The sequence below is a fragment of the Salegentibacter salarius genome (assembly GCF_900168265.1).
Classification (GTDB): Bacteria; Bacteroidota; Bacteroidia; order Flavobacteriales; family Flavobacteriaceae; genus Salegentibacter; species Salegentibacter salarius.
The window spans coordinates 1-19,006 of the sequence record NZ_FVZF01000036.1 but is presented as its reverse complement, the minus strand read 5'-3'; the positions used below and the strand labels follow the sequence as shown (position 1 = coordinate 19,006).

At 36.6% G+C, this 19,006-nt stretch carries 16 protein-coding genes and 1 rRNA gene; 10 read left to right on the top strand and 7 right to left on the bottom strand.

Annotated elements, in window-relative coordinates:
- Both B5440_RS15100 and B5440_RS15090 read right to left on the bottom strand, forming a co-directional pair.
- Positions 1-183: ribosomal RNA gene (locus tag B5440_RS15100) — 16S ribosomal RNA — on the bottom strand; the annotation flags it as partial.
- Between the two features lie 686 nt (positions 184-869).
- Entirely contained in the window at positions 870-1,553 is a 684-nt protein-coding gene (locus B5440_RS15090; RefSeq protein WP_070054712.1) for a DUF4294 domain-containing protein, read from the bottom strand.
- Positions 1,554-1,657: 104 nt separating this feature from the next.
- Between B5440_RS15090 and B5440_RS15085 the strand changes: the two genes are divergently transcribed.
- The 4 genes from B5440_RS15085 to B5440_RS15070 all read left to right on the top strand — a co-directional run bounded on the left by B5440_RS15085 (position 1,658) and on the right by B5440_RS15070 (position 6,597).
- Positions 1,658-2,746 (top strand): M42 family metallopeptidase, encoded by a 1,089-nt coding sequence (locus tag B5440_RS15085; protein WP_070054713.1) that lies wholly within the window; start codon positions 1,658-1,660, stop codon positions 2,744-2,746.
- Positions 2,747-2,885: 139 nt separating this feature from the next.
- Complete coding sequence (locus tag B5440_RS15080) at positions 2,886-3,962, top strand: DNA topoisomerase IB (RefSeq protein ID WP_070054714.1); 1,077 nt, start codon at positions 2,886-2,888, stop codon at positions 3,960-3,962.
- Positions 3,963-4,006: 44 nt separating this feature from the next.
- Positions 4,007-5,935 (top strand): DUF294 nucleotidyltransferase-like domain-containing protein, encoded by a 1,929-nt coding sequence (locus tag B5440_RS15075; RefSeq protein ID WP_070054715.1) that lies wholly within the window; start codon positions 4,007-4,009, stop codon positions 5,933-5,935.
- Positions 5,935-6,597: a 3'-5' exonuclease gene (locus B5440_RS15070; protein WP_070054716.1), complete on the top strand. Its 663-nt coding sequence runs from the start codon at positions 5,935-5,937 to the stop codon at positions 6,595-6,597. The genes B5440_RS15075 and B5440_RS15070 overlap by 1 nt, the downstream gene beginning before the upstream one ends.
- A gap of 100 nt (positions 6,598-6,697) precedes the next feature.
- Here the strand turns inward: B5440_RS15070 and acs are convergent, their stop codons facing one another.
- On the bottom strand, positions 6,698-8,605 hold the full coding sequence (gene acs, locus B5440_RS15065; protein WP_070054717.1) for an acetate--CoA ligase: 1,908 nt from the start codon (positions 8,603-8,605) through the stop codon (positions 6,698-6,700).
- A 297-nt stretch (positions 8,606-8,902) separates the two neighbouring features.
- Positions 8,903-9,130 (bottom strand): hypothetical protein, encoded by a 228-nt coding sequence (locus tag B5440_RS15060; RefSeq protein ID WP_070054718.1) that lies wholly within the window; start codon positions 9,128-9,130, stop codon positions 8,903-8,905.
- A gap of 426 nt (positions 9,131-9,556) precedes the next feature.
- On the opposite strand from B5440_RS15060, the gene B5440_RS15055 reads away from it, so the two are divergent.
- A complete protein-coding gene (locus B5440_RS15055) occupies positions 9,557-10,531 on the top strand; it encodes a ribonucleotide-diphosphate reductase subunit beta (protein ID WP_070054719.1) in 975 nt (324 codons plus the stop codon).
- A gap of 41 nt (positions 10,532-10,572) precedes the next feature.
- Complete coding sequence (locus tag B5440_RS15050) at positions 10,573-12,249, top strand: ribonucleoside-diphosphate reductase subunit alpha (RefSeq protein ID WP_070054720.1); 1,677 nt, start codon at positions 10,573-10,575, stop codon at positions 12,247-12,249.
- Positions 12,250-12,408: 159 nt separating this feature from the next.
- On the opposite strand, the gene B5440_RS15045 is transcribed toward B5440_RS15050, so the two are convergent.
- Positions 12,409-13,254: a DUF2911 domain-containing protein gene (locus B5440_RS15045; protein ID WP_070054721.1), complete on the bottom strand. Its 846-nt coding sequence runs from the start codon at positions 13,252-13,254 to the stop codon at positions 12,409-12,411.
- 139 nt (positions 13,255-13,393) lie between these two features.
- Here B5440_RS15045 and B5440_RS15040 point away from each other — a divergent pair, with 139 nt between their 5' ends.
- From B5440_RS15040 to B5440_RS15030, 3 genes are read left to right on the top strand one after another with little or no spacing between them, the layout of a single operon-like run.
- The gene (locus B5440_RS15040) at positions 13,394-13,903 is read left to right on the top strand and encodes an SRPBCC family protein (protein WP_070054736.1); all 510 of its coding nucleotides are present in this window, start codon (positions 13,394-13,396) and stop codon (positions 13,901-13,903) included.
- Positions 13,904-13,915: 12 nt separating this feature from the next.
- Positions 13,916-14,611: an SDR family NAD(P)-dependent oxidoreductase gene (locus B5440_RS15035; protein WP_070054722.1), complete on the top strand. Its 696-nt coding sequence runs from the start codon at positions 13,916-13,918 to the stop codon at positions 14,609-14,611.
- Positions 14,612-15,916, top strand: coding sequence for a cryptochrome/photolyase family protein (locus B5440_RS15030; protein ID WP_070054723.1), 1,305 nt, complete (start codon positions 14,612-14,614; stop codon positions 15,914-15,916).
- Here B5440_RS15030 and kdsB read toward each other — a convergent pair.
- Complete coding sequence (gene kdsB / locus B5440_RS15025; RefSeq protein WP_070054724.1) at positions 15,913-16,656, bottom strand: 3-deoxy-manno-octulosonate cytidylyltransferase; 744 nt, start codon at positions 16,654-16,656, stop codon at positions 15,913-15,915. The genes B5440_RS15030 and kdsB overlap by 4 nt on opposite strands.
- Positions 16,657-16,719: 63 nt before the next feature.
- Entirely contained in the window at positions 16,720-18,156 is a 1,437-nt protein-coding gene (locus tag B5440_RS15020; protein ID WP_070054725.1) for an ATP-dependent DNA helicase, read from the bottom strand.
- Positions 18,157-18,276: 120 nt separating this feature from the next.
- Here B5440_RS15020 and B5440_RS15015 point away from each other — a divergent pair, with 120 nt between their 5' ends.
- Positions 18,277-18,927: a hypothetical protein gene (locus tag B5440_RS15015; protein ID WP_070054726.1), complete on the top strand. Its 651-nt coding sequence runs from the start codon at positions 18,277-18,279 to the stop codon at positions 18,925-18,927.
- Positions 18,928-19,006: the final 79 nt, after the last annotated feature.

Below are 19,006 nucleotides of genomic sequence, written 5' to 3'. Positions count from 1 at the left end.
CTATGGGGCATTAATCCAAGTTTCCCTGGGCTATTCCCCGCTAAAAGGTAGGTTGTATACGCGTTACGCACCCGTGCGCCGGTCGTCATCAGAAAAGCAAGCTTTCCTATGTTACCCCTCGACTTGCATGTGTTAGGCCTGCCGCTAGCGTTCATCCTGAGCCAGGATCAAACTCTTCATCGTTGTTTCTTAAATATAATTACAACAATCAATTGTCTGTACTCAAAGATGACTTATCTAGTCTTAATTCTAAATTATTTGTATCATTTCTCTCTCGAAAAATGTACGCGCTGTCAATTCAATAAATCAATGAACTTCCCCGATCTTACTCGGGATATTCTTGTCGAAATTAAAGGACTCGAACCTCTCTATTCTCTTACCCACCCGGGATTTCTTTTCAATATTTCTGGGAACTTGTTTGCGCTGTAAGCGGCTGCAAATATACAATGCTTTTTCTTTATCCGCCAAATCTTTTTTAGAAAAATTTTTGACTTTTTTTTTAAAGCTTTCCATTCTCAAAAGAACTTCAAAACAACTGGCGTTTTAATTAAAAACCTTCGCTGTTTTTGCGGCTGCAAATATACACCCTCTTTTGATTCTGGCAAGTAAAAAATAAATTTTTTTACTTTTATTTTTTTAAAGCTTTATTTCCTTAAAAAATCACCGTATCCCAATATGCAATGAACTTCCCACTTTACTCCCCAACCCTCGTTGTGTCTCAAAGCGGGTGCAAATATACTGCTGTTTTCTTCCCCCGCAAGCCGCAAATAACTTTTTTTTAAAGAAAACTTAAAACTAAACTATAACTCCCTCTAAAAAAGGAACTTGTAATATAAAAATTTTTAAAGAAATATTGGGGAGAGATCGAGTTAATTTAAACGCCCTTTAGTTTTACTCCATTTATCAGTAAGCTCTACATATTCAAAGTCCAGGGCGGTGGCTTGTGGCTCGAGGATATCATTAACAAAAGACCGCTGCAAAATATCTTCAATAAGAAAGTCTTCCTGGTTATTTTTAGGGTCAAATTCTTCTTTCAGCGAAATTTCGAATAAACTAGCGGTGGTATTATACCAGAAAGCACGCCAGCCACTTTTTAAATTCCTAATAAGATTAAAAGCAGTAGTCCCAGTTTGCCGATGTACCAGTTTCACCAAAATTTGTCCTTCAGTATGAGTAAGCTTTTTTAATTCCGCAGAAAACTCTTTCTCTATATAATCCTGAACGATCCTGGTGTATTTTCTTTGAGCTGACCTGGAATCTATTTCTTCTAGCCTGGCATTAAGCGCTATCAATCTTTCCGAAGCAAGTTTAGCATAAGGATACACCTTTCTGGTTTTCCTCCTTAATATAAGGTAGCGCTTTCTTTCGGCCAGATCATTAAAATGAAGCTTTTTTAAAATTACTACTTCATTAAGGTCTATACTTTCTCTTGGCACCGTGTCCCCGGCAATAATCATATATTTTTTTTGAATAGTATCCTGAACAGGAATACTATCCTGGGCTAAGAGTCCTGAAAAACTAAAGAATAATATTACAAAAAGTGTTCTAAGCATTCCCCAATTATTTAGCTTGCTATGGTACTAAAATCATTCCAAAATTAATCAATAATGAGTTGTCATACATTTAATTCTTACTAAATTCGTGAAAATTCAAAACTATGAGCAAAGACAGTATACTTGATAAGGAATCTATAGATTTCCTGGAAAAATACCTTAATAATGCCGCACCAACAGGTTATGAATCTGAAGGGCAGAAATTATGGATGGATTATTTAAAACCTTATGTAGACGAATTTTTCACCGATAGCTACGGAACAGCGGTTGGAGTTATAAATCCTGAAGCCGAATATAAAGTAGTAATAGAAGGTCACGCTGACGAAATTTCCTGGTATGTGAATTATATCACCGACGAAGGTTTTATTTACGTAGTAAGAAATGGTGGAAGCGATCACCAAATTGCAGCTTCAAAACGCGTAAATATTCATACAAAGAAAGGAATCGTTAAAGGTGTTTTTGGATGGCCGGCAATTCACACTCGTGAAAAGGATAGTGAACAGTCTCCTAAAATAGACAATATATGCATAGATGTTGGGTGCACCAGCAAAGATGAAGTTGAAGAATTAGGGGTGCACGTAGGTTGTGTAATCACTTACCCAGATGAATTCTTTATTCTTAATGAAAACAAATATGTTTGCCGTGCCCTTGATAACCGTATGGGCGGATTTATGATCGCGCAGGTAGCCAAGCTTTTAAAGGAAAATAAAAAGAAACTTCCTTTTGGATTATATATTACCAACGCAGTACAGGAAGAAATTGGGCTTCGTGGAGCTGAAATGATCACGCACCGTATTAAACCAAATGTTGCTATTGTGACAGATGTAACCCACGATACCAATACGCCAATGATCAATAAAAAGAAATCTGGCGATACAAAAATTGGTCATGGGCCGGTAATTGCTCACGCTCCTGCCGTTCAAAATAAATTGCGGGAACTGCTTATTGAAACAGCCCAGGAAAAAGAAATTCCTTTCCAGCGAATGGCAAATTCAAGATTTACAGGAACAGATACCGATGCTTTTGCTTATAGCAATGGCGGTGTTCCTTCAGCTTTAATTTCTCTTCCTCTAAGATATATGCACACCACCGTAGAAATGGTTCATAAAAGCGATGTGGAAAATGTGATTAAATTAATTTACGAAAGTATTCTCAAAATAAAGGAAGGAGAAAGTTTTAGTTATTTCGACTAAAAAACTTAAAACTTCATTAATAGCATCAAGCCCTTTTCGGAATTTTCTGAAAAGGGCTTTTTCATTTTCTTAGGTATACTTTCACAATTCTTTATTACGCCGCGGTAATTTTTCCAATTATATTTATTGAAAAAGATAAATGACCATTTCTCCCGAAGAAATAAACAGCCTAATTTCTAATCCTTATGAAGCTGTAGATTTTGCTAATCTTACCTATGTTTCTGAAGAAAAGCTTTCTATTCGCCGCAAAAAAGTGGGACGGGGTTTTTCCTATATATATAAAGGAGAACGTATAAAAGACAAGGAAACCATAAAACGCATAAAAAACCTTGTAATACCACCCGCCTGGCAAGAAGTTAAGATCACCCATCTAAAAAGCGGCCATTTACAAGTGGTTGGGCGTGATGAGAAAAACAGGAAACAATATATTTACCACCCTACCTGGAGTAAACTTAGAAACGAATCTAAATTTTTTAAAATGGCTGCTTTTGGCGAAAATCTGCCAAAAATTAGAAAGCAGGTAGATAAAGATCTGGATTTGCAAGAAATGAGCAAACGAAAAGTACTCGCCTTAATTCTAAGACTTATGGAAGAAACCCATATTAGGATTGGAAATCATTATTATGCGAAGAAAAATAAAACTTACGGACTTTCTACTTTTAGAACCCGCCACGTAAAAACCTTTAAAAATGGAATCAAATTTGAATTTATAGGCAAAAAAGGGAAAGAACATTCGGTGACCGTAAAAAACAAGAAACTTATAAAACTGGTAAATCAATGTGAGGAAATTCCGGGTTGGGAACTTTTTAAATTTTACGATGAAAGTGGCGATAAGCAATCTATAGACAGTGGAATGATCAACGATTATATCCACGAAATTAGCGGCGACCTGTTTTCAGCTAAAGATTTTAGAACCTGGAGCGCCACTAAAATATTCTTTGAAACCCTGCGAGAAATGGGCTATACAGAAGAAGAAAAACAAAATAAGAAAAATATGCTGCAGGCTTTTGATGCCTCAGCCGAAGGTTTAGGCAATACCCGAGCGGTTTGCCGTAGCTATTACGTTCATCCAAAAGTGGTAAATTCTTATGAAACCGGGGAAATTGTTCCTTATTTCGATAAAATTAAATCTGAAGAAAAACAGGACTACATCTCTCTTTCTGAAACCGAAAAAGTTATTTTAAATATGATCAAGGATTATGAAGTTAATATTTAAAATTGAATGAAATAGCTGTCTCCAATTTTGATTAAATTAGCGGTATGAAGAATACCATTGCTTCCCGAATAGCCGATTTCCTCAAGAATTATCCGCCTTTTAACCTTCTTCAAAAAGAAGATTTACTAACTATCTCAAAACAGGTGAAAGTAAAATACCTTGAAAAAGGTAAGATGCTATTTGCTGAAGGCGATATTGGCCACAAACGTTTTTATGTGGTAAATAAAGGTGCAATTTCTTTAGAGCGCATCAATAACGATAAACGGGAAACCATTGATAAATGTGATGAAGGCGACATTTTTGGCCTACGGCCGTTATTTGCCAAAGAAAATTACCTCATCAACGCTATTGCCGATGAGGAAACAGTACTTTATGCAATTCCTATTAAGAAATTCAAACCCTTATCGGAAGAGAATAAAGAAGTAGGTAATTTCCTTATTCAGAGTTTTGCTTCAAATACTCGAAATCCTTATTCTGAAGCGCATAAAGGAAAACTGATTTCTGATAAAGAACCCGAAGAAAATCAATTTAAACCCAATAATAATTTATTCGAGCTTCAACCCGCACCGGTTACCAGGAAGGTGGTGATGACTTCACCTGAAACCACTATAAAAACTGCAGCTCAATTAATGAGTAGTAAAAAAGTAGGATCGGTATTAGTGGTGGAAAACAATATTCCACAAGGCATTGTAACCGATGAGGATTTTAGAGATATGGTGGCAACGGGTACATTTGGAATTGAAACGCCTATTTCAAAAATTATGGCTTCCCCGGTAATTTGCTATCCGCAAGGTTTGAGCATTGCCCAGGCGCAGCTTACTATGATGAAACATCATATTAATCATATTTGCATTACTGAAGATGGCACACCAAACACTAAAGTTGTAGGTATACTTTCTGAACACGATATTATGGTTTCTGAAGGGCATAATCCTTCGGTTCTTATGAAGGCGATTCAGCGAAGCAGTAGCACGAACGAATTAAAAAAAATTCGGCATAAAATCACTTTATTGCTTCGGGGATTTATTGATTCCAATATTCCACTTAATCATATCTCCAAAATTATTTTTGAGCTGAATGATGCCACGATTAAAAGAATTATTGAACGCTGTATAAAAAAACTGCCCGCTCCCCCGCCTTGTGATTTTACCTGGATTTCTCTTGGGAGTCAGGGTCGTAAAGAACAACTCTTGCAAACCGACCAGGACAACGCGCTTATTTTTGAAGATGTTCCGCCGGAAAAACTGGAAGAAACCCGGGCCTATTTTTTGGAATTAGCCAGAAAAGTGAACAAGCGACTCAATATTATTGGTTACGAGTATTGTCCGGCTGAAATGATGGCGAAGAATCCTAAATATTGCCTGAGTTTGAGCGAATGGAAAAGCCAGTTTACCAATTGGATCATAGATCCCGGCAATGATGAGATTTTACTATGTTCTATTTTCTTTGATTTTGATATTTCTTATGGTAATATCAAATTATCAAACGAGCTGGCTAATCATATTTTCAGCTTAACAAAAGATAATAGGAAGTTCTATGCTGTAATGGGCGCCACTGCTTTACGAAATCCATCACCTCTTGGTTTTTTCAGGCAGTTTTTGGTAGAAGAAGATGGGGAAAACAAAGATTATTTCGACATCAAAAAACGAGGAATTACTCCTATAACAGATGCCGCAAGGTTGCTTATTCTTTATCACCAGGTTAAGAATATTAGCAATACGGCCGAACGCTTTGAAAAACTGGCGCAATTGGAAACGAATAACAAAGAATTGTTTTTAGCCTGCGCCTACGCCTCAAAGGTCTTACTTAAATTTAGAACCAAACACGGGTTAGAAAATAGAAACAGCGGTAGGTTTATAGATCTCGAAAATCTTGGAAAAGAAGAAAAAATTAAACTGAAACGCTGTTTTAAAAGCATTAGACAGGTACAGGAATTAATAAAATATCGTTTTGAAGTAACTCCCTATATCTAATGCTGAAAATATTCAAAAATAAATCTGAAGATCTTCCGGAGTTCTGGCAAAATTACGAAGCTAAATTCCATGAAAAACTTCCAACCGAAATTGCCGAAACAAGATTTGTAGTTTTAGACACTGAAACCACAGGATTTGATCTAAAAAAAGACCGAATGCTCTCTATTGGTGCCGTGGCCATAAATAAAAAATCTATAGATGTAGCTGACGGGTTTGAAGAGTATATTTCGCAGGAAACTTTTAATCCTAAAACCGTAAAAATCCACGGAATTATTCAGAATGAGCGAATAGAAACTCTAACTGAAGAAGAAGCGGTAAAAGCTTTTTTAAAATATATAGGAAATTCGGTGCTGGTGGCTCACCACGCAGGGTTTGATATTGGAATGATCAACCAGGCTCTATTCAGAATGGGACTACCAAAACTAAAAAACAAAGTTTTAGACACGGTTAATTTATACCGCGGTACCAGAATTATCTCAAACCTTATTAATATAGAAAAAAGTTATTCGCTTGATGAAATCGCCGAAACTTATAATATTGACATCAAAGATCGCCACACCGCAGCGGGAGATGCTTTTATTACGGCCATTGCTTTTCTAACTATTCTAGGAAAGTTAAATACCGATAGAAAACTGAATTTAAAAAAGCTATTTCGCTATTGATTTCGCGATAAAAAGATAATCTCTAATCCATTTCAATTAAACTAAAAACCTCACAGGTTTCAAAAACCTGTGAGGTTTGATATTTTCTAAACAGAATATTTTAAAAAGCTTCTTTTATAATTTCGTCTACAACTTCCGGGTTTAATAAAGTTGAAGTATCACCAAGGTTTTCAGTTTCGTTTGAAGCTATTTTACGCAGAATTCTACGCATAATTTTTCCACTTCGTGTTTTTGGAAGTCCGCTAACAAACTGGATTTTCTCTGGTTTTGCTATTGGGCCAACCTTATCCTTGATCTGTTGATTAATCTCTTTTCTAAGATTATCATGATTTCTGGATTCCCCGGCTTCTTTTAAAATTACAAACGCATAAAGTGCATTTCCTTTTACTTCATGCGGGAATCCAACTACTGCAGATTCAGCTACTGCAGGGTGTTCATCTATAGCATCTTCAATTGGGGCTGTTCCTAAATTGTGACCAGACACGATAATTACGTCATCTACCCTACCGGTAATTCGGTAATAGCCAACTTCATCTCTAAGCGCGCCATCACCTGTAAAATACATATTTTTAAAAGTAGAGAAATAGGTGTTTTTATAGCGTTCGTGATCTCGCCAAACCGTTCTGGCAATAGATGGCCACGGGTATTTTATACATAAACGACCATCTACCTGATTTCCTTTTAACTCATTTCCATTCTCATCCATTAAAGCAGGTTGAATTCCTGGAAATGGCAGGGTTGCATAAGTCGGTTTTACCGGAGTTACGTACGGAATTGGTGAGATCATAATTCCGCCGGTTTCGGTTTGCCACCAGGTATCTACAATAGGGCTTTTATTTTTCCCCACATTATCGTTATACCAGTGCCAGGCTTCCTCATTAATGGGTTCTCCAACGGTTCCAAGAACTTTTAAGGAAGAAAGATCGTGACTTTCTACAAACTCTATATTTCTTTTAGCTAAAGACCTAATTGCTGTTGGAGCGGTATAAAACTGATTTACCTTATGTTTCTCTACCACATCCCAGAATCTTCCGGCATCAGGATAAGAAGGAACCCCCTCAAACATTACCGTAGTGGCGCCATTTGCTAATGGCCCGTATAAAATATAAGAGTGGCCGGTAATCCAGCCGATATCAGCCGTACACCAATACACATCACCTTCTTTATACTGAAAAATATTCTTAAAAGTATATGCCGTATAAACCATATAACCGGCTGTGGTATGTAACATCCCTTTTGGTTTCCCGGTAGATCCAGAAGTATATAATATGAATAAAGGATCTTCAGCATCCATGGTTTCTGCTTCACATTCATCTGAAGCTTCCTCTAGTAAAGGTTGCAACCATTCGTCACGCCCTTCTTTCATTTCAATATCAGAGTTAAGACGTTTGGCTACTAACACGCTTTCTACTCCCGGACATTCTTCAAGCGCTTTATCTACAATACTTTTTAGATCTATGGTCTTATTTCCGCGGTAAGATCCGTCAGAAGTGATTAGCATCTTACAATCGGCATCATTGGTTCTGGTAGCAAGTGCTTTCGAAGAAAAACCGGCGAAAACTACAGAATGTATAGCGCCAATCCTGGCGCAAGCAAGCATCGCCACGGCAAGTTCAGGAATCATAGGTAGGTAAATACAAACCCTATCACCTTTCTCAATTCCTTTAGATTTTAAAACGTTGGCAAATTTATTAACTTTCTTATGAAGTTCTCCGTAGGAGATATGTTGCGCCTCCTCTTTAGGATCGTTTGGTTCCCAAATAATAGCCGTTTTATCGGCATTGGTAAAGAGATACCGATCTATACAATTTTCGGTGATATTTAGCTTGGCATTTTCAAACCATTTTACTTCAGGCTTATTAAAATCCCAACTCAGCACATTATCCCATTTTTTTCGCCAGGTAAAATGTTCTTCGGCTACTTCTTCCCAAAAATTTTCTGGTTCTCTTACCGATTTCCTATAAACTTGAAAATACTCCTCTAAATTCTTAATATGATAATTACTCATAACTTAAATAAATATGTTGCTGGTTAAGTGGGTTAATAATGAAAAATATCAAATATCTTTCCTGCAATTTATAAAAACCTGCGGAAACCAAACATTCAAAATCTTGTTAATATTCTCCCTTTCGAAGTTTTATTACAAGTGTAATAGAATTAATGATTTTGAAAAATAAGTCGAAAATTAATCAGCGAATAGGGCTTTTGAATTTCAATTTGTAAAAATTTAGGATAAACTAACTGACTTTTTAGGCTTCTATCAATTTTAAGTAATGAGAATATAAATTAGAAGGAGCTACTTTACTTAGTAATGTTCTACAAATTTTTGATGATCGCTTAGCCATTTATTGAGGTAAGTCTTTTCTTTTTTAGATGCTAATTTTCCAGATTTCTCTTCCCGCCACTTCTTATCTGAATCTTTCCTAATAAAAACTTTAGATCTTCTCCCCAAACTAACTCCTAAGAACTTAAAAGTAACTTCTGCTTTAAGAACATAGGCATTATCGGTATTTTGTAAATAAACGAGTTTCATTTTTATTCCTGGTTGATTGCTAAAACTGCAGGCAAAACTTAACAAAGACTGTGCCCATGGCCAAATTATTGCCAGTTAGTCTTTCTTGATTTTAGAAAGCTAACTTGTGAAAAACTATGTTTATAACTCAAAGCTATTTTCATAAAACCACAGCTTATTCCCTTTAACTTTACTTTTGTAAAATCATACCGGCGGTATTACTTTTCGTAATAAACAAGGGGAATCATGTGAGAATCATGAGCTGTTGCGCAACTGTAAAGTAGACTTTTCTACAAGCCAGATCACCTTCCTAACCGGGCTGACTTTTGCTTTCGCATAAAAAGTAAATGTCCAGGATAATATTTTTGCGGCCTTACCGCTCTTCTCTTTTCCAAAGACACCTATTTGCTTTTATGCTTTTGATTTTAAAACTAAAACAAAAGTGATATGAGTATTTTTCAAAAACGGGTAAATTATAAACCTTTCGAATATCCCGAAATTCTTCAGTTTACCGAAGCTATAAACCGATCATTCTGGGTGCATTCTGAAGTAGACTTCACTGCTGATGTACAGGATTTTCATTCTCATCTTAGTGAAAATGAAAAACAGGTAATAAAAAAGAGTCTGCTTGCTATTGCACAAATTGAAGTAGCGGTCAAATCCTTTTGGGGAGATCTGTATCAGCACCTTCCTAAACCGGAATTTAACGGCCTGGGAAGTACTTTTGCCGAATGTGAATTCAGGCATTCTGAAGCTTATTCCCGTTTGCTTGAAGTTTTAGGTTATAACAACGAGTTCGAGAAATTAATAGAAACTCCTGTTATAAAAAAAAGAGTGGCCTATCTTTCTGAAGCTTTAGCAAATACAAAATCTTCAGATGAAAAAAAATACGTGTTTTCCCTTATTTTATTTTCAATTTTGATTGAAAACGTTTCCCTTTTTAGTCAGTTTGCCATTATCCTTTCCTTTAGTAGATTTAAAGGAGTCATGAAAAATGTGAGCAATATTATTGCGTGGACTTCGGTAGACGAACAAATTCACGCCAATGCCGGGATTTATATAGTAAATCAGATCAAAAATGAATATCCTGAATTCTTTAATGAAGAAACTAAAACTCAAATCAGAGAAATCATTGCCCACTCTATGGAAGTGGAATCTGAAATCCTGGACTGGATCTTTGCTGATGGCGCTTTGGAACAATGCAAAAAAGAAGACCTACTAAATTTCATGAAATATCGAGTAGACGAAAGCCTTGAAAAAATTGGTTTGGAAAAGATCTACTTTGTTTCAGAATATGATTATAAAGCCATGTTATGGTTTGAAGAAGAAGTTTTCGCCAATAGTTTAGACGACTTTTTTGCCAAGCGCCCGGTAGATTATACCAAACACGATAAAAGCATCACCGCCGATGATCTTTTTTAAACAATTTTCCGCAGCAATAGTTCAACTTAAAATCCAGCAAAATGCCAGAAACAATAATTAAAGAAACGCAACAAGATCGCTTATGGTGGCTTAACGAAGAAAGCCAGCAAATACTTAACCGCGGTTATCTATTAAAAGGAGAAACTACAAAATCTGCCATAGAACGAGTTGCAAATGCAGCTGCAAAAAGACTCTACAAACCAGAACTGGCTGAAGCTTTTATAGAAATGATAGAGCGCGGTTGGATGAGTTTAAGTTCGCCAATTTGGGCCAATATGGGTACCGAACGCGGATTACCAATTTCCTGTTTCAATGTCTACGTACCCGATAATATTGAAGGAATTACCCATAAATTGGGCGAGGTGATTATGCAAACCAAGATTGGTGGCGGAACTTCTGGTTACTTTGGAGAATTAAGAGGCCGTGGTAGCGCGGTAACCGATAATGGCAAAAGCAGCGGAGCTACGAGTTTTATGAAGCTTTTTGATACCGCTATGGATACTATTTCACAAGGTGGTGTACGCCGCGGAGCTTTTGCAGCTTACCTGGATATAGACCACCCCGATATTAAAGAGTTTCTGGAGATAAAAAATATTGGAAATCCTATTCAGAATTTATTTTATGGCGTGAGTGTGCCCGATTACTGGATGCAGGAAATGATAGATGGCGATCGGGAGAAAAGAGAAATCTGGGCTAAAGTTTTAGAAAGCAGGCAGCAAAAAGGTTTGCCATATATTTTCTTTAAAGACAATATTAACCGGTTCAAACCACAGGTTTATAAGGATAAAAACTACGTTATAAATTCCAGCAATTTATGTTCCGAAATCGCACTGCCCTCAACCGAGGAAGAGTCCTTTATTTGCTGTCTTTCTTCAATGAATTTGGAGCTTTACGACGAATGGAAAGATACCGAAGCCGTAAAACTGGCTATCTATTTTCTTGATGCTGTTTTACAGGAATTTATTGCGAAAACCGAGGATAATTATTACCTCACTCCCGCCAATAAATTTGCAAAAAGACATAGGGCCCTGGGATTGGGCGTGATGGGTTGGCATTCTTATCTTCAGAAAAATAGAATTCCTTTTGAAGGCTTAAAAGCAAAAGGCTTAACGAATTCTATCTTTAAAGAAATTAATGAGAAAGCTACAAAAGCAAGTAAAGAATTAGCTAATATTTATGGCGAACCCGAGGTTTTAAAAGGCTATGGTTTAAGGAATACAACCTTAATGGCCGTAGCACCTACTACTTCCTCTTCTGCAATTTTAGGCCAGGCGTCACCGGGAATTGAACCTTTTAGCAGTAATTATTATAAAGCCGGATTGGCAAAAGGAAATTTTATGCGCAAGAATAAATACTTAAAGCAGTTGCTCCAGGAAAAAGAATTGGATACCGAAGAAACCTGGCGAAGCATCATGCTAAATCACGGTAGCGTACAGCATTTAAAGGAATTGAGTGATGAAGAGCGGATGGTTTTTAAAACTTTTAAGGAGATAAGTCAGTTGGAAATTATTCAACAGGCCTCGGTTAGGCAGAAATATATAGACCAGGCGCAAAGTTTAAATTTGAATATTCCTTCAGATCTTCCGGTTCGAGAAGTGAATAAGCTAATGATAGAAGCCTGGCAACTTGGGGTTAAAACGCTATACTACCAAAGAAGCCAAAGTGTTTCTAAAGAATTTATAGCCAATATGGTGAATTGTGCAAGTTGTGAAGCTTAGTAATATAAAAGAAAAGCTGTTTGAAAGTTGCTCTTTACGTCAAGCTGAATTTATTTCAGCTTCTAACATGTTTTGAGTTTTAACATTCTAGACCCTGAAATAAATTCAGGGTGACGATTTTAACTACGCTCCAAACAGCTTTCTATATTTTTGAAAAGTTTACATAGCTCCCCATTCTTTTAGAGAATCTTTGTTCATTTTTACGTAATCCTGGTTTCCAGCTTTTTCAGCTTCGGCTAAAGATTTTTTGGCAGCTGCAATTGCTTCTTCTTTTTTACCAAGATCGGCTGCGATAAGCGATTTTCTTCTTAAGATCCAGAAAGCGTTCGGGTTACCCATTTCCAGGGATTTTTTTACCCATTCGTAAGCCTGCTCCAAGTCTTTATTCGCATCGTGATAGTATGTAGCTGCAGCGAAATAATCAGCAGCTCCCGGGCCGCTCATAACTTTTTCAATACTGGCCATTGCTTTTTCTTCGGTAGGCACTTCAAATTGAAGACTTGCAACTGTATTTGCCCATACAAAATTAAGCACAGCAGAATCATTCTTAAGTTCGTCTATCATAATGGTGAAAGTTTCCATTTCAAATGGAAGTTCCATCACTTCAGCAGTTGCTTTTAAGGCTACTTTCTCCTCGTCCCACTCAGCAGGATTTCCCCAATTAGAAGCATCGTTATAGAACATTATTTCCCACTCGTCTTCCTTCGGAATTGTATAAATAGCATAAGTTCCCGCCTTTAATTCTTTACCCTGAACAGTAACATCGTCACTAAAAGTGATTTTGGTATTTTCGTTAGCTCCGGTACGCCATACTTCGCCATAAGGTACCAGATCGCCAAAAATCTCACGATCTCTCATTCCGGGACGGGAATATTCTAAAGTTACATCGGTAAGTCCAACTTTTTGTTCAACTTTAGTAAACGGACTGGCTTGAGGCGCCTGTACCTGTGCCTGGGCAGCACTCATAAGCCCGGCTGTACATAAAAATAAAAGTAGTTTTTTCATGTCTTTTAGGTTAATTAGTTTACTCAAATATAGGCAGAAAAGCTTTAGCATCCATAATTTCCATATTTGTATTTTGTTTAACTTTAAATATTTTAATTTAAACAATCCAACCTTTAATTTTGTAAGAAATTTTGAGCTAATGAAAATCTACACTTTAAAGTCGGTGCAAAAACTTCCTGTAAGTCTGGAAGAGGCCTGGGATTTCCTCTCCAGTCCCGGAAATTTGAAGACTATCACGCCAGATTATATGGGCTTTAATATTCTCTCCGGGGCCGATCGTCCTATGTATCCTGGACAAATTATTCAATATTTAGTGACCCCTGTAGCCGGAATTAAAACTAAATGGGTAACCGAGATCACTCACGTAAAAGACAAAGAATATTTTGTAGACGAACAGCGATTTGGGCCTTATGCCCTCTGGCACCATAAGCATTTTTTAAAGGAAATCCCGGGTGGCGTAGAAATGGAAGATATCGTAGATTATAAACTTCCCTTCGGAATTTTAGGCCAAATGGTTCATCCCATTCTTGTAGGTCCAAAACTGAAGGAAATCTTTGAGTACCGGCATCAAAAACTCGTGGAATTATTTGGTGAATTTGATGAAAATAAAGCTAAAAACGCAACATTAAAACAAGATATACTAAACTAAATAAATTGAATTATGGAAAAGAATATTTTACTTATTGGCGGCTCAACCGGAATCGGACTTGAAATTGCCAATCAACTGGTTAAAGAAAATAATGTAATTGTTGCCTCAAGAAATAAAGGCGAATTAAATGATGATATAAAACATTTAGAATTCGATGTTCTAAAAGATAATATTGAAGATCTTGATTTGCCGGAAAAAATACACGGCCTTGTTTATTGTCCCGGCAGTATAAACCTGAAGCCTTTTAAAATGCTAAAACATAAAGATTTCGAGGAAGAAATGAATCTTAATTTCTTAAGTTTGATAAAAGTTGTTCAGGGAGTAATGCCGAAGTTAAAGGAAGCCGAAAATGCAAGTTTAGTATTTTTTAGCACCGTGGCTGTTAAAGTCGGAATGCCTTTTCATACCAGCGTTTCCGCGGCAAAAGGTGCGATTGAAGGATTTGCAAAATCTCTCGCGGCAGAATATGCTCCTACCCTACGCGTAAATGTGATCGCTCCATCTTTAACTGATACTCCGCTAGCTGAAAAATTATTGTCTAATGATTCTAAGAAAGAGAAAATGAGTGAAAGGCATCCTCTAAAAAGGGTTGGAAATGCCAAAGATATTGCGAACGCAGCTACCTTTTTATTAAGCGATGAAAACAGCTGGATTACCGGACAAATTATTGGGGTAGACGGCGGACTTTCAACTTTAAATATTTCGTAAATGAGTAAAGAAGTGAATATTTTCTGGTTTAGACGCGATTTAAGATTAGATGATAATGTAGGTTTTCTCGAAGCTTTAAAAGCTGATAAACCGGTTTTACCAATTTTTATTTTTGATACTGAAATCCTTGATAAATTACCTAAAAATGATGCTCGTGTAACTTTTATACACGAGCAACTTCAGGAAATGCGAAAAGAAGTGCAAGATGATTATAATAGTTCTATCGCAATGTATCACGGCAAACCAGAAGAAATTTTTCAGCATTTAATTAAAGAATATCAAATTGCTGAAGTATTCACTAATCATGATTATGAACCTTACGCAGCCCGAAGAGACAAGGAAATAGCCGAGCTGCTTTCTGAAAATAATATTGAATTTCACACTTTTAAAGACCAGGTTATCTTTGAAAAGGATGAAGTACTAAAGAAAGATGGTGATCCTTATATAGTTTACACTCCTTATATGAGGGTTTGGAAAGAGCATTTCAAATCTCTGGATCTAAAAATTCATTATACAAGTCAGTACCTGGATAATCTTATTCAAAATACCAGGTTACCTAATTTAAGCTTAAGTGATATTGGATTCAGAACTTCAGAAATTAAAGTACCGGATTATGATGTTACTCCAACTTTAATTCAACAATATGAGAACACCAGGAATATTCCCGGAAAAGATGGTACTTCGAGATTAGGAGCACATCTTAGGTTTGGAACGGTAAGCGTTAGAAAGATGGTAAAAAAGGCAAATGCCGAAACAAATAAAACCTTCCTCGATGAATTGATCTGGAGAGAGTTTTTTATGCAGGTGCTGTATCACAATCCCGATACTGTCACTAAATCTTTTAAAAAGAAATACGACCGTATTGAATGGCGCAATAATGAAGAGGAATTTGAGAAGTGGAAATTGGGTAAAACAGGTTATCCATTGGTAGATGCCGGAATGCGACAGCTAAACAAGTCTGGATTTATGCATAATCGCGTTAGAATGCTGGTAGGAAGTTTTCTTTGTAAGCATTTGCTTATAGACTGGCGTTGGGGCGAAGCTTATTTTGCTGAAAAGTTGCTGGATTACGAAATGTCTTCTAATGTTGGAAACTGGCAATGGGTAGCCGGTAGCGGCGTTGATGCTGTCCCATATTTTAGAATTTTCAACCCAACTACACAAATTGATAAATTTGATAAGGATAAAAAATATATTAAAGAATGGGTAGAAGAATTTGGCACCGATGATTATCCAGAAAAAATGGTAGACCATAAAGAAGCCCGCGAACGGGCTCTAAAAGTTTATAAAGAAGCGGTTAGCTAATTGTTCCAAATTTCCCGGGCTTTATCAAGATCTTCGGGAGTGTCTATACCAATTGTTTGCATTTGAGTTTCCACCATTTTTATATTTTTACCATATTCCAGGAATCGAATTGCCTCAATCTTTTCGGCAGATTCTAAGGAAAGCATCGGTAAATTATAGAAATCTATAAGCGCTTGTTTTCTAAACGCATAAATACCTAAATGCTTAAAATAAGTTACCTGCGCATCTGTATTTCTTGGATAAGGAATGGGAAATCTTGAAAAATACATCGCAAAGTCATTTTTATTGGTAATTACCTTTACATTGTTTGGATTGGTAATCTCATCACTTTCCGAAAGGGCGGTTTTTAAAGAGGCAAGATCTATGGCCGAAGCATCATCTTCCCTAAAAACAACTAATAACTTTGCCAGGCTGTCTTTATCTATAAAAGGCTCATCTCCCTGCACATTTACCACGATATCAACATCCATATCCTGCACAGCTTCCGCAATTCGGTCGCTACCACATTCGTGTTCTTTATTGCTTTTTATCGCTTTTCCACCATTCTTATTTATTTCAGCAAAGATCTCATCGCTATCGGTTACCACATAAACTTCTTCAAAAAGTTCGGTGTTTTTTGCAGCCTCATAAGTTCTGGTAATTACTGTTTTGCCGTTTAGGTCTTTTAAAAGTTTCCCCGGAAAACGAGAGGCCTCATAACGGGCGGGAATCATTGCGATTATTTTAAGTGGATTATTCATCGAAAAAGATAGTTTTAGAGGTTAAATTTAGGTTTAAATATTTGAACTGACGCAGATGCAAAACTATTTATTCAGGAAAAAATCATCTTTAAAACCTATTAGGTATAGCTTATCTGTTGCCCGTGTTACAGCGGTATAAAGCCATCTTAAATATTCTTTACCAACGCCTTCTGGCAGGTAAGGTTGTTCTATAAAAACGGTGTTCCACTGCCCACCCTGTGATTTATGACAAGTCATCGCGTAAGAAAATTTGATCTGTAAGGCATTAAAGAACTTATTGTTCTTCACCTTCATGAATTTCTTGTATTTAGAAGTTTCATCTTCATAATCTTTCATCACTTCCTGGTAAAGCTGGTTAGATTCTTCGTAAGAAAGTGACGGCGTATTGCTGGTTAGCGTATCTAACATCACTACGGTTTCAAAAGGGCGCATTTTAGGATAATCTACCATTTGTACCTGCACTTCGGCAAACCTAAACCCGTAAAGCTCTTTTATACCGAAAATCTCCAAAACTTTCACAATATCTCCGTTAGCTATGAATCCGGCTTCAGAAGTGGGTTTTATCCAGAAATAATTGTTCTTTACCACCATAAGATAATCTCCGGCTGAAATTTCTTCTTCCTGAAACAAAATGCGAGACCTTATCTGTTGGTTATATAAATTCGCCCTTTTATTAGATCTTACTATAAAACTGGTTTCCTCATTCCCCAATTCATTGTAGCATTCTTCAATAGCATTCATGATCTCATAACCATCCTGTAGTCTAACTACATCTGCTTTGGAAGTAAGTTCAAACTGGAAACTATCATAAAACCCGTCCTGCAGGCTTTGCCTTATTTTGGTAGCATTTAATAAAATATCGCTTTCTTCTGCCTGCCGCACCACTTCATCCAGTTCTATATGATTTACTTCTTTATTATAAGAAAATTGAAGTTTTTCAGCTTCCAGCGCAGGGCTAATTTCCATTTTTACCGGCGGCAGCTGCGCGGTATCTCCAATTAAGATAAGTTGGCAATTATGGCCTGAGTAGACAAATTGAATAAGGTCGTCTAGCAAGCTTCCATTTTCCAATAATTTGGAATTCGTGGGCGTATCAGAGATCATAGAAGCTTCATCTACAATAAAAATACTGTTTTTGTGTTTATTGGGTTGAAGCACAAATTGTACCCCGCTTCCACCGCTTTTTTTAGGAAAATAGATCTTTTTGTGAATGGTAAAAGCTTCTTTTTTTGAATAATTAGAGATCACTTTTGCCGCTCTTCCCGTAGGTGCCAATAAAACCCCCGATTTTTTAATTTGCCAGAGATTTTTTACCAAGGTGCTGATAATCGTGGTTTTACCTGTTCCTGCGAAGCCTTTCAATACAAAAAGTTCATCTTTATTATTGCTTAAAACGAATCGGGAAAGTTGCTGTAATGCAAGATCCTGCCCTGCTTTAGCCGTAAAACCAAGATCGCTTAATAGAAGTTTATAAAATTTAGAAGCATCAAGATTTTCCATAGAAGAATTATCAAAAATCAAAGATAGGAATGGATTTTTACGGAAGAAACTTTTACGAATAAAAAAAAATTGTAGATTTGTCGTGAACACTAGTAATTCTTAAAACAAAATTTAGAACGCATGAGACTTGCAATTCAATTACTTCTTTGGGTAGTTATTATAGGATTAGCCTACCTTACATTTAATGCTGTTTACGAACCAATCCAGTTTAATAAAATTAAAGAAAAGCGTTATGCCAAAGTAGTTGAAAACTTAAAGGACATTCGTGATGCCGAACTAGCCCACAAAGAAGTTGTTGGGACTTTTGAGGCTGATTTTGATAAACTTGTGAGATTTTTAGATACCGCTGAATTTGCAATTACTCAGCGTCGTGACACCACTGTTTTAGATGAAGAGTACAAAAAACAATATGGTGTAGATGAATATATTGAAAAAGTTATTATAGATACACTTGGATTTGTACCGGTAAAAGATTCATTATTTGACGGCGATAAAGAACGTTATAAAAATATGATCAATGTACCTGTTGAAGGTGTAGATGCTAAATTTGAACTTGACGCTGGAAGCATCAAAAAAGGTCAAACAGATATTCCTGTTTTTAGAGCCAGAGTTGCTAAAAGCGTTGTACTACAAGGATTAGACAGAGAGCTAATTTTACAACAAAATCAAGTACAATCTGTAGACGATATTAACGGCCGTTACATTAACGTTGGTTCTATGGAAGAAGTTAACACAAAAGGAAACTGGCCAACCCAATATGGCGACGAGTAACAGTACAGAACAAATAAATATAGAACTGTCCATTCAGGTTTCCCTGGATGGACTTTCTTTTTGTACCCTAAATTCTGCT